Genomic DNA, 12649 nt, shown 5'->3' on the forward strand with positions numbered 1-12649 from the left:
TTTCCGCGAATACTTTCTAAAGAAGTCTCAGTGACGACTAACGTTTCTGCCACACCATCCATTGCTCTCTGCCTTTAAAAACCTCAACACTGTTTGCCACCACTGAGGACTTCACAAGTTCAAACGTGGGCTCTAGAAAAGATGCCAACTCCCCACTTCGCAAACAAAATGGAGGAAAGCGTGATAGGTAATTATCATCAATGACGAAAAAACCAATTAGAAAACCTCCGCTTGGCAATAATTTATCCACCATAGAGAAATATTCTGACCACATGTTTCTCGGTAGTGCTGCGAGAAAGGCCCGCTCGTAAATGACATCAAACGATTGAGAAAAATCGGCATTAAATACATCACCCAATACGACTTTATCTTTGTAGTTACCTAACGTTGATTGCGCCATTTTTACCGCTTCTTGGCTGTAATCCATCGCGATCACGTCATGCCCATATTGAATAAAAGTGCTCAGTTCATAAGCGGCACCACACCCAGGAATAAACACTGACTGGCCTATATGAAGTGAATTGTCGAGATAGTCCTTGAGTTCTTGAGGTGTCGATTGGGCATCCCAAGGCATAGTGCCTCGGATAAACAAATCATCCCAGAATTGTGTGTTAATCATTGGTGCCTGTTTCATTTACCCGCTCCCTGATTGCGGTAGTAAAAAATAAAGGGATACGCAGCGCAATGTGGTATCCCTTTTCTAGCCTTTTGTCTGACGTTGTTAGTTTTTTATGACAACCACTTTCTACTGCACTTATGCCACCAATGAGTTAACTGCGAAGATCATTGATTAACGGCTGCTCCGCTTGGTTCGGTACAAACTGGACATTGCCTTTCAGTTTAGTGACAGACTGGAGTGTTGCTTGAATGTCCTCTGCTGATACATGCACATCATGACAACAGAAAGTAATGGCATCGTTGAAGCCATCGCGCTCAATTTTCAAGGAGCCTTTAATATCGTGGCGACGACAGACTTCTTGGATCTGATGCGGATAAACAAACAGCCCTTTTACTTTCACCGCGGAGTCTGCTCGTCCCATCCAGCCCTTAATTCGTGCATTCGTGCGTGAAGAATCAGAACTAATCTCTAGATATGCCGATAAATCTCCCGTTGCGTAGCGAATCAGCGGGAACTTCTCATCGAGCGACGTTACAACGACTTCACCGACTTCTCCCGGTTGTACAGGAACACCATCAGGATCAACGATTTCAACAATAATATCTTCGGCAATCACTAATCCTTGTTCACCAGACACTTGATAAGCAATCAAACCAAGCTCTGCACTTGCGTAGGCTTGAAAGACTGCAATGCCTTTTTCCTCAAACATCTGTTGCATGTCTGCTGTAACCGCTTCACCAGAGACCAGAGCTTTCTCAAAGCTAGGCTGCTCATCGTATTTCTCTTGGTACTTTTGTAGCAACGTCAGCAAATACGAAGGTGTACCAGTGTAACCATTAGGTTGAAGCTGTTTAATTGCCTCTATTTGCGCTTCGGTATTGCCTACTCCAGCCGGAAATACCGCACAGCCACAAGCCCTTGCGCCACCATCCATAATAAATCCGCCAGGAGAGAAATGGTAAGAGAGCGTGTTATGCACTAAATCACCCGCACAGAACCCAGCAGCGTGAAACGCGCGCCCCATACGCCAGAAATCGGCCTCATCCGTTTGAGCCTCATACAAAGGCCCAGGAGATTGGAATACGCGCGCCATTTGACCAATGGCAACGCTATTTAAGCCACCAAACGGCGGTTTAAGTTGCTGCTGATTAGGTACATTGAACTTACGTGTAATCGGGAACTGAGCAAGCCCTTCACGATTGTTTGCCAATGTAGGCTCTAACTCAGAAAAATGCGCCGCGTAATGTTCGCTATTGGCTTTCGAATTTTCAATCAGTGCTGGCAAACGTTGAAACAGCGATTCTTCTCGCGCCTGTAGAGACAACGATTCTTTCGCATCAAATAGTTCGTTCATCCTTGCTCCTTACAACCAACGCTTACGACGTTTGTAAGATTTCAGATTCTTAAAGCTCTTGCGATCTTCATCGCCGCCGCCAAGGTAGAACTCTTTTACGTCTTCATTGTTTAGCAATTCGTGCTTGCTGCCATCTAGTACGATTTTGCCTGATTCCATGATGTAACCGTAATCGGCCGCTTGAAGAGCGAAGTTGGCATTCTGTTCAACCAAAAGCATGGTAATACCTTGCTCTTTGTTGATCTTGTTAATAATGCTGAATACTTCTTTAACTAGCAGTGGAGAAAGCCCCATAGACGGTTCGTCCAACAAAATCATCTTCGGTCGAGCCATTAACGCTCGGCCAATCGCTAACATTTGTTGCTCGCCGCCAGACAAATAGCCCGCCAGGCCAGTGCGCTCTTTGAGTCGCGGGAAGTAGTCAAACACCATTTCGATGTCTTGTTCAACTTCGTTGTCAGTGCGTGTATAAGCGCCTAAGCGAAGATTTTCTATTACCGTCATATCTTCAACAATTCTGCGCCCTTCCATAACTTGGAAGATGCCCGAACGGACGATCTCTTCCGGGCTTTTGTTGTCTATACGCTCGCCCATGAAGTTGATTTCGCCGCGCGTCACTTCACCATCTTCGGTTTTCAATAAACCAGAAATGGCTTTCAACGTTGTGGATTTACCCGCACCGTTGGCGCCCAGTAAGGTCACAATCTGCCCTTTTGGAACTTCTAAACTCACACCGCGAAGTACTAGTATTACTTCGTCGTAGACGACTTCAATGTTGTTCACTGAAAGCAGTATTTCTGCCGGTTCGATATTCGTTGCTAATTCAGCCATCAAGCTACTCCTTGCTAGGGTGAGAGTGTTCTCTCACCCATCCTTATTTTCAGTAAGCTTTGTTATTAATAAGTCGTAGATTAGTAACCTAGCCAATCGTCACGACGTGACAATGTCACCTGAGATACTTTCTTAATATCAACTGCGCCGCCATCGTTGTTGCCCATAAAGACGTTCACGGTTGTTGTGCCTCGGTGATCTTCCGGTTTCCAGTTCGCAGGGACACAAACACCTTCTAAGCCTTGTGGTACCCAGTTGTCATGGACATACATGCCCTTCTTGATGTTTTCACCTGTGATACCACCGTTGTCTTTCGCCCACTCCATTGCTTCTTTCATATAGAACGCAGAACAAATACCGCGAATGTAATGGTGAGTTCTGAATTCGCCCGGCTCTGATTCAGACTGCTTAGAAATCTCACGGACCAGTTTCATGCCTTCATTATCATCTCCCCAAAACGCTGTCATACCTGGGAAAACGTAATCTTTAAGGCCATCGCCTGCTGCTTCCAGCACTGGCTTATCGCCGCCCCAAATGTTTGCCATGTACTGGAACTCTGTCCCAACCGTGTTACAAGACTTCACTAGTGAGATAACCGAGCTACCGATATTAGCAATGTAACCGTAGTTGGTGCCTGACTCTTTCAGCGACAAACATTGCGCTTTGAAGTCCCCTGGTTTTAGTGACACAACGACTGGGTTTTGCACATCAAAACCAAGTTCTTTGGCGTACTCTGCACACGCTTCTTTTGGCGCATTCGGGAATGGATGGTTATCGCCAATGTGCGTAAATTTCGGCGCACCTTGATTGCCCTTAGATTCCCAATCTTCTTTCGCCCACTTAACTAGCGCACGGCACGCATCTGAGTACGACGCACCATAAAAGAAATTATAAGGCGCTGGTTTCGCGGTTTTTGGGTTTTTGCCAGTTGGGTCAGTTAAGTGACCAGAGTAAGAAGCAGAGAACACCGGCACTTTGTCTTTGGTAACAAACGAAATAAGTGCTTCGGTATCCGCCGTACCCCAGCCTTGCAGTGCAACCATGTCTTTACGCGCCACCCAACGTTTATAGTTAGAAATCGCCACTGGTACTTTGTACGCCATGTCTACTGTTTCAAATTCGAGCTCGGTACCGTTAATGCCACCGTTTTGGTTAATCCAACGCAATGCGTCTCGCACGCCAGAACCATAAGGCTTGCTTACATAGGCAGTTGGTCCAGAAAAGTCGACTAATTGCCCGACAAACACAGAATCTTTTGCCCAAGTTGCAGTAGTAAACAGTGCAGATGACAGCACCAACGTTGTCGCTAAATGTCCTTTGTTCATAACTCGTTGTCCTTGTTATTGAGGTATATTCCACTTAATTCCACGTTAATATGAAAACGGATAGTGTTTCCAATATGCTCGAATCTGTTGCCAGCGATGCGATAATCCTTGAGGTTCGAAAATGAGGAACAGCATGATGACTAAACCAATCGCCATCTCTTTGAAGTAAGCCAGACCATCAGTGAAAGCGGTGGTATCACCAAACGCTGAAAGCCCCGTTACGCCAAACTCCAAAACTTCAGGCAGCAATACGATAAATATCGTCCCCATCAATGTGCCTTTGACTGAACCCAAGCCACCAATGATGATCATTGCCAAGAACTGGATAGACATCATGATGGTGAAGCCTTCTGCTGATACAAACCCTAGATAATGTCCGTAGAGTGCGCCCCCGATGCCTGCATAGAATGCACACACTCCAAATGAGAGCAGACGATACTTGGTTAGGTTGATGCCCATGATCTCTGCTGACAGATAGTGATCTCGTACTGAGACAAACGCGCGACCGTCACGAGAACGGATTAAGTTTGATGCCCACATATACATGAAGATCAGCGCAAACAGAGCGATGTAGAAGAAGCTTTCGTCAGTCGTAAACTCAAAGCCAAACAAATTAATTGGGTTCGCGCTTGCACCGTATGAGCCGCCACTGAACCAATCTGCGCGAGCAAAGAAGTCCTCTAGAATAAACTGCGCCGCCAACGTTGCGATAGCTAGATATAAACCTTTAATTCGAGCCGCTGGCAGACCAAACAGCATCCCCACAATCATGGTTAAGTAACCCGCAAGCGGAATCGCAAACACGACTGGAATGTTAAACTGGTTATTTAGCCAAGCCGATGCAAAGGCGCCAAAGCCAAAGAACGCACCGTGACCTAGCGAGATTTGTCCGGTAAAACCAACCAAAATGTTTAAGCCCAATGCCGCGATACCGAGGTATGCAATCTGAATAAACAGGTTTAGGAAGTAAATATCCAAGACCAGCGGTGCTGCCAGCATGGCGATGACACCAGCAATCGCAAGGCTTCTGATGGTTTTGGTTTCAAAAATTGGCGTATCGCTTTTGTATGTGGTTCGAAAATCCCCACATGGGCGCATGCTAAGTTGAGCCATGTTATTTCTCCTTAAATACGCTCAATATCTTTGGTACCAAACAGGCCATATGGCTTGAAGGCAAGAATGATTAACAGCACATAGAATGGTGCGATGTTGTACAGGTTACCCACTTGCAGGTATTGGCTATCAAAAAACTCAGCCAAGTTTTCTAGCACCCCGATGGTGATACCACCGACAATTGCGCCGACTACCGAATCTAAGCCACCTAAAATAACGGCTGGGAAAACTTTGATACCAATAATGGATAGCGCGTCAGATACGCCGTTAACGATACCGATAACAATCCCTGCTGTTGCAGATACCATTGCCGAAATGGCCCAACTGATGGCGAACACTTTCTTGATGGAAATGCCAAGACTCTGGGCTACTTGCTGGTTGAATGCCGTTGCGCGCATTGCCAGACCCATTTTGCTGAATTTGAAGAACCAGTAGAACGCGCCCATGATGAGCATTGAGAAGATCAAGCTCAGAATGTAAGCAAACTCAACATTCAAACCTCCGATATTCACCACGTTGGTTTCGAACACTTGCGGGTACGACACCGCCGAGACACCGAATATCCACTTCATCAGCGCTTGGAAAAACATCGATAGACCAATGGTCACCATGATCACAGAGATAATCGGTTCACCAATCAACGGTCTGAGCACAATGGTTTGCACGGCGATACCAAAAATCATCATGAACGCGAGCGTGAGTAAAAAGCCAATAAAAAACGGTAACTGTAGGTGCACCAATGCCGCCCAACATACCCACGCGCCAATCAACAAAAACTCACCCTGAGCAAAGTTGACCACCTGGGTCGATTTGTAAATCAATACAAAGCACATGGCGACAACGCCATACAACATGCCAACGATCACGCCATTAATGACGAGTTGCAGTAATAAATCCGTATTCACTATGCGATCCTCCGTTGTTCGCTATCCACTAGTGTTGGCTCATGCTCAATAAGCGTTTCAATAACTAGCGACGTTTGAATGCGTGTTTTGGTGCCATCTTGATAAGTGATCACTGTATCGACATCGACTTTTGGATCGTCGCTGTAGATGGTTTCGATGATGTCTCCGTATTTCTCTGCAACCACACCACGGCGTACTTTACGTGTGCGAGTTAGCTCTCCATCGTCGGCATCCAACTCTTTGTAAAGTAGAATGAATTTGCTGATCTTCTGTGCATCCGGTAGGGATTCGTTCACTTTTTGAACTTCTTCACGAATCGCTTGGTACACTTCTGGTTGAGCAGATAAGTTGGTGTAGTTGGTAAATGCCAAGCCGCGTTGCTCTGCCCACTTCGCGACGATCGCATAGCGAATACAGATGATGGCAGACAGCCAAGGTCGACCTTTACCTACCACCACGGCTTCTGCAATAAACGGCGAGAACTTGAGTTTGTTTTCGATAAACTGTGGCGAATAACGGTCGCCATGGCTGGTTTCCGACATATCTTTCAGACGATCAATCACGACCAAGTGACCGGAATCTTTAAAATAGCCCGCATCGCCTGTGTGCATCCAACCATCTTGAACATCTTCATCATATGCTGCTTGGTTGTTTAAGTAGCCAGTAAACATGCCTGTACTTTTCGCGATGATTTCACCAACGCCATTGCTGTCTGGGTTGATGACTTTCACTTCTGCATTATCAAACGCAACACCAACGGAATCGTAATCCACATCATCCGCTTGGTGCACGGTGTATGCGCCACACATTTCGGTCTGACCATAAAGCTGCTTAAGTGGCACACCAATAGCTTGTAGGTAACGGAAAGTGTCAGGCCCCATCGCCGCGCCGCCCGTTGCAGCAGATGTTAGGTTCGAAAAGCCTAAACGGTCTCGCAAAGCACGCAAAAGAATCCATTCGGCGAGTTTAGAACGTTTGCCCTGCTCTAACGCTTTGTTGGCTAAGCTCATGCCCAGTTTGTACATCTTTTGCTTAAACGGTGTCGAATCCATCATTCGTGCAGACACGTCTGCCACAATGTTTTCCCACACACGTGGCGCTAACAGCACAAAGTTTGGACCGATTTCACGCAAGTCGGACATCATGGTTTCTTGTTCTTCCACAAAGTTAACGATTTGACGAGAAATCAACGCCTGACCAACCACGTAAACCTGCTCCATAATCCAAGGCAAAGGCAGAACAGAAACGTAGTTGTCGCCTGGGGAACGAGGGTCTGCACGCAAGTAAGCCGCACAGTGATCCAAGAACGTGCCACTGTGTAGCTGAGCCAATTTTGGTTTAGAAGTCGTACCCGACGTAGTACAAAGAATTGAAAGATCGCTGCCTTTGGTTTCAACAACCATATTGAGATATTTGTCTGGGTCCGCATTATCAATCAGCTGACCTTTTTTGTAGACCTGTTCAACATCAATTAATCTTGGATCATCGTATTTACGCATTCCACGAGGATCGCAGTAAATAATGTATTCAACGCTAGGAATTTCATCACCAAGCTCAAGCAGCTTGTCGCATTGCTCTTCATCTTCGGCAATCACGACTTTTGCTTTTGCATAGTTGATAAGGTACGCCACCTCTTCGTGCATAGAATCTTGATAGATGCCCAGCGAGAAACCTTTGATCGCATGTGCCGCTAACTCGCCCCATACCCATTCAGGACGGTTATCACCTAGCAAACCAACGACATCTTGCTCACCAATACCTAAATCTTGTAGTGCCAGTGCCATCCACTTGACGCGGTTTTCATAGTCCTTCCAAGTGAACTCTCGCCATATACCAAACTCCTTTTCACGCATTGCGACTTGCTCGGGCCAGTTCTTGGCATTGTGTTGCAACACTTTTGGAAAGGTATCTAAGCGGGTTATATCTGCCCAATCATTATGTTGCTGTGCCATTATGCACTCTCCTCTAATGTCGGTAGCTCTTCGCCTAAGTACGCTTGTTTCACATGTGGGTTGGCCATCACTTCTTCAGGCTCACCTGTAGCAATGTGTTTCCCGAAATCCAAAACCAAAACGCGATTAGAGATGTCCATGACCACGCCCATGTCGTGCTCAATCATGATGATCGTGATATCTAATTCTTCATTCAGATCCATGATGTAACGTGCCATGTCTTCCTTTTCTTCCAAGTTCATACCTGCCATTGGTTCATCAAGCAGCAGTAACTTAGGTTTTAAGGCAATGGCACGAGCAAGCTCTACACGCTTACGTAAGCCGTAAGATAGCGTGCCTGCAGTCGCTTTTCGGATGTGCTGGATTTCTAGAAAATCGATCACGTCTTCCACATATTTGCGGTGCGCCATCTCTTCTTTCTGCGCATTGGAGAACCAATAGAGTGGCCCCGTGACGAAGTTATTTTTCAGTAGGTGGTGTCGGCCAACCATGATGTTGTCCAGTACCGACATATGAGAAAAGAGCGCTAAGTTTTGGAAGGTTCTTCCCAGCCCTAACTCAGCTCGTTGGCTTGGTGTACGTTTAGTTACGTCATCTCCAGCGAAGATTACAGAGCCTTTGTTTGGTGTGTATCGACCAGAGATGCAATTGAGCATTGAGGTTTTACCTGCACCGTTTGGACCAATGATTGAAAAAATTTCCTTTTCATTCACATGGAAGCTCACGTCAGTTAAAGCTTTCACCCCACCAAAAGCCAATGAAATATCGTTTACCTGCAACAGAGGCGATTCCGATACCATAGTTGATCTCCCTTTCGTTATTTTAAGTGCGTTCCATTGAGCACTATTTGATCAAACCTAACTTTGATACTGGTAACCGCTTTTACACCTATGCATCAACTTTGTATTCAGTTTACGTAAACGTCAATTTAAAATCAGGATAGTGCCTGAAAGATTAAGTTGCAATCGAGTTCATCGAGAAAGATTTGAACTAACGCAAACTTTAAGTAAATAAATTGTTAATAAAAATTATTCTCAAACGCTTACATATTTGGATAGTTCGGACCACCACCACCTTCTGGCGGAGTCCAGGTAATATTTTGACTTGGATCTTTGATGTCGCAGGTCTTACAGTGGATACAGTTGGCCGCATTTATTTGCAGCTCTGGCTGCTGCTCCCCCTGTACGATTTCATACACGCCAGCCGGACAATAGCGCTGTGCTGGCTCTGCATATAATTCAAGGTTCTGCTCAATAAGGATCCGCTGGTTCTCCAGTCGTAAGTGGCATGGTTGATCTTCCTCATGGAAGATATTGGATAGATAAACGGAAGAGAGGCGATCGAAACTTAACACGCCATCAGGCTTCGGATAGACAATTTCATTGCTGTTTTCCGCCAATAACAGAGACTGATGATCAGGCTTATCACAGCGGATATGCCACTTAGCTTTACCTTTTAACACGTTATGTTCCAGCAGCGCTAAACCACCGCCCAGCCACGATCCAAAGCGGTGGATTCCACTTGAGAAGTTACGTGCTTGATAAAGCTCTTCATACAGCCAAGACTGTTTGAAATGCTTTTGATAATCAGCAGTAACTGACTGACTCTCAAGGGCTTCACATACTGCTTCAGCGGCAAGCATTCCAGATTTTATTGCGGTGTGTGTGCCTTTGATTTTAGCGCCGTTAAGTGTTCCTGCATCACAGCCAATTAACAAGCCACCAGCAAACTGCTGCGTGGGAAGCGAATGAAAGCCGCCCTTGGTAATCGCTCTCGCGCCATAGCTAATACGCTTCCCATTTTTGAGGTATTGCTCAATCAACGGGTGGTGTTTAAAACGTTGAAACTCATCAAATGGACTCAAGTGCGGATTCTTATAATTCAAGTCAACAATCAACCCGACGGCAACTTGGTTTCCCTCTAAATGGTAGAGATAACTGCCACCTGTAGCTTCATTTGATAACGGCCAACCTAATCCGTGCACTACTAAACCTTGCTGATGCTGCTCTGATGGGATTTCCCACAGCTCTTTAAAACCGATAGCGTAGTGTTGAGGCGTTTTCTCTTCAGCAAGATTAAATCGGTTAATCAACTGCTTACCAATATGCCCCCGTGCGCCTTCAGCAAATAAAGTAAACTTCGCTCGCAGTTCAATACCAGGTTCGAAATTTCCTTTTTGTTCACCATTTTTATCTAATCCCATATCGCCCGTGATCACGCCACAAACACGACTATCTTCATCGATGATCGCTTGACTGGCGGTAAAACCTGGGTAGACCTCCACCCCCAAGTTCTCAGCCTGCAACGCCATCCATCGGCATAGACTGCCCAAACTTATGATGTAATTACCTTTGTTATGTAACGTATTAGGCACCGCCCAAGACGGCAGTTCATGACCATTGATGTCATTGCCTAGATAGTAGGTTTTATCTTGGTTTACTTTGGTATTGAGCGGAGCGCCTTTCTCTTCCCAGTCGGGAAAAAGCTCATCCAAACTCCGCGTTTCAAACACCGCACCCGATAAAATATGCGCTCCAACTTCAGAACCTTTTTCTACCACGCAAACAGAGAGGTCTTGTTTTTTTTCTGCTGCTAATTGTTTGATTCGGCATGCCGCAGACAAACCTGCGGGACCAGCGCCTACAATCAGAACATCAAATTCCATGCAGTCTCTTTCCATGATTGCATTCCTTTTTCTTTGCATGTTGCCAACTTGTTAATCAACAATATATTTAAAGTTGACGCAAACGTAAAGGTAAATTAACATCATTTTAAAGACGTCATCACATCGTCTTCACTGTAAACACATAGTCTTCACTGTAAAAGGAATCTAACGTGAAAATACTAGTGCCAATCAAAAGGGTCATTGATCCCTACGTTAAAGTTCGCGTGAAAGCGGACCATAGCGATGTTGAAACCAATAACGTCAAGATGACGATTAATCCATTTTGCGAAATAGCCGTTGAAGAAGCCGTACGACTAAAGGAGCAAGGTATTGCAGATGAAGTCATCGTTGTCAGTGCTGGCGGTAGCCAGTGTCAGGAGCAACTGCGTACCGCGCTTGCATTAGGCGCCGATCGCGCTATTCATGTCGATACTGAAGACAAAATAGAGCCATTAGTTGTTGCTAAGCTGCTCAAAGCTCTAGTTGAGCAAGAACAAGCACAGCTTGTGATTACGGGTAAACAATCCATTGATACGGACAACAACCAAGTGGCTCAGATGCTGGCCGCCCTACTTGACTGGCCTCAAGCAACTTTCGCTTCCGACGTGAAGATTGAAGATCAAAAAGTTCAGGTCGTGAGAGAAGTGGACGGCGGCTTGATGACGGTCGCGATGAACTTACCTGCGGTGATCAGTACTGACTTACGCCTGAATGAACCGCGTTTTGCCTCTTTGCCTAATATCATGAAAGCTAAGCGCAAGCCGTTAGATACCATCACACCTGACAGTCTGGGTGTTGAAGTGGTATTTAGCCAAACCATTCAAGAAATCACACCGCCAGCGCAAAGAAAAGGTGGCATCAAGGTTGAATCTGTCTCAGAGCTTCTCGATAAGCTGCGTAACGAAGCGAAGGTGATTTCATGAAGAACTTAATCATAGCAGAGCATGACAATAACCAATTGCATGCGGACACACTCAAAGTGGTTAATGCAGCAAAACAAGTCAGCCAAGACAATGTTTTGATCGTAGTGGGCCACCAGTGTGAAGAAGTCGCTCAGCAAGCTTGTCGCGTTGATGGTATATCAAACGTAATTTGTGTCGATGATGAGCAACTTAAGCATCAATTTGCCGAGAGTATCGCACCTATTGTAGTGAGTATTGCTGAAGGTTTTGACGCAATCTGGGCTAGCTCATCATCAAAAGGGAAAGACCTTGCACCTCGAGTAGCAGCGAAGTTCGGCGTTGGGCAAATTTCCGATATTGTCCAAGTTATCGATGAAAACACTTTTATCCGCCCTATTTACGCAGGAAACGCATTTGCCAAAGTGACTACCAGCGACAAGGTTCGCGTCGTCACCGTGCGCACGTCTGCGTTTGAGCCGGTTACTTGTCACAACCAAGCTGATATTAAGCATCAGCAGGTCACTATCTCAGCTCCAATGGTTGAATTGGTTTCTGTCGATAAAACCGTGTCAGAACGTCCTGAATTAAGCGCGGCAGAGGTGGTTGTGTCAGGTGGACGCGGGGTCGGTAGCAAAGAGAACTTCGCGTTGATCGAACAAGTTGCCGATAAACTAGGTGCTGCCATTGGCGCTTCTCGCGCGGCGGTTGATGCCGGGTTTGTTGCCAACGACTTACAAGTGGGTCAAACCGGTAAAATCGTTGCACCTAAGCTTTATATAGCGGTTGGGATTTCCGGTGCCATCCAGCATCTTGCAGGAATGAAGGAATCCAAAGTGATTGTCGCGATCAACAAAGATCCAGAATCTCCTATCTTTGAAGTTGCCGACTATGGATTGGTTGGTGATTTATTTGAGGTACTACCTCAGCTTGCCGAACAACTTTAAACGATCAGATAAGGGGCGAACACTGCTATGTTCGCCCCT

Annotated in this window: 11 protein-coding genes; 2 read left to right on the top strand and 9 right to left on the bottom strand. The window is 45.9% G+C overall.

What is annotated here, in order from left to right; translation table 11 throughout:
* Positions 1–37: 37 nt before the first annotated feature.
* From R7P64_RS07580 to R7P64_RS07620, 9 genes are all read right to left on the bottom strand, one after another.
* Positions 38–634, bottom strand: coding sequence for a methyltransferase domain-containing protein (locus R7P64_RS07580; RefSeq protein WP_213972706.1), 597 nt, complete (start codon positions 632–634; stop codon positions 38–40).
* A gap of 136 nt (positions 635–770) precedes the next feature.
* Complete coding sequence (locus R7P64_RS07585; protein WP_137282724.1) at positions 771–1973, bottom strand: phenylacetate--CoA ligase family protein; 1203 nt, start codon at positions 1971–1973, stop codon at positions 771–773.
* A 9-nt stretch (positions 1974–1982) separates the two neighbouring features.
* Positions 1983–2804 (bottom strand): ABC transporter ATP-binding protein, encoded by an 822-nt coding sequence (locus R7P64_RS07590; protein WP_005373283.1) that lies wholly within the window; start codon positions 2802–2804, stop codon positions 1983–1985.
* Positions 2805–2884: 80 nt separating this feature from the next.
* Positions 2885–4129 carry an ABC transporter substrate-binding protein gene (locus tag R7P64_RS07595; protein ID WP_005373285.1) on the bottom strand — a complete coding sequence of 415 codons (1245 nt, stop codon included), beginning with the start codon at positions 4127–4129 and terminating at the stop codon, positions 2885–2887.
* Between the two features lie 45 nt (positions 4130–4174).
* A complete protein-coding gene (locus R7P64_RS07600; protein ID WP_005382737.1) occupies positions 4175–5242 on the bottom strand; it encodes a branched-chain amino acid ABC transporter permease in 1068 nt (355 codons plus the stop codon).
* 11 nt (positions 5243–5253) lie between these two features.
* Complete coding sequence (locus tag R7P64_RS07605) at positions 5254–6147, bottom strand: branched-chain amino acid ABC transporter permease (RefSeq protein WP_005373295.1); 894 nt, start codon at positions 6145–6147, stop codon at positions 5254–5256.
* Positions 6147–8099: a long-chain fatty acid--CoA ligase gene (locus R7P64_RS07610; RefSeq protein WP_213972705.1), complete on the bottom strand. Its 1953-nt coding sequence runs from the start codon at positions 8097–8099 to the stop codon at positions 6147–6149. The genes R7P64_RS07605 and R7P64_RS07610 overlap by 1 nt, the downstream gene beginning before the upstream one ends.
* The gene (locus tag R7P64_RS07615) at positions 8099–8899 is read right to left on the bottom strand and encodes an ABC transporter ATP-binding protein (protein ID WP_005373297.1); all 801 of its coding nucleotides are present in this window, start codon (positions 8897–8899) and stop codon (positions 8099–8101) included. Before R7P64_RS07615 ends, R7P64_RS07610 begins: the two co-directional genes overlap by 1 nt.
* A gap of 242 nt (positions 8900–9141) precedes the next feature.
* Complete coding sequence (locus R7P64_RS07620) at positions 9142–10779, bottom strand: electron transfer flavoprotein-ubiquinone oxidoreductase (protein ID WP_318119085.1); 1638 nt, start codon at positions 10777–10779, stop codon at positions 9142–9144.
* Positions 10780–10934: 155 nt separating this feature from the next.
* Between R7P64_RS07620 and R7P64_RS07625 the strand changes: the two genes are divergently transcribed.
* Positions 10935–11687 carry an electron transfer flavoprotein subunit beta/FixA family protein gene (locus R7P64_RS07625; RefSeq protein WP_042523555.1) on the top strand — a complete coding sequence of 251 codons (753 nt, stop codon included), beginning with the start codon at positions 10935–10937 and terminating at the stop codon, positions 11685–11687.
* Positions 11684–12610, top strand: coding sequence for an electron transfer flavoprotein subunit alpha/FixB family protein (locus R7P64_RS07630; protein ID WP_213972704.1), 927 nt, complete (start codon positions 11684–11686; stop codon positions 12608–12610). The genes R7P64_RS07625 and R7P64_RS07630 overlap by 4 nt, the downstream gene beginning before the upstream one ends.
* Positions 12611–12649 lie beyond the last annotated feature (39 nt).

The organism is Vibrio sp. 2304 (assembly GCF_033339475.1).
Lineage (GTDB): Bacteria > Pseudomonadota > Gammaproteobacteria > Enterobacterales > Vibrionaceae > Vibrio > Vibrio alginolyticus.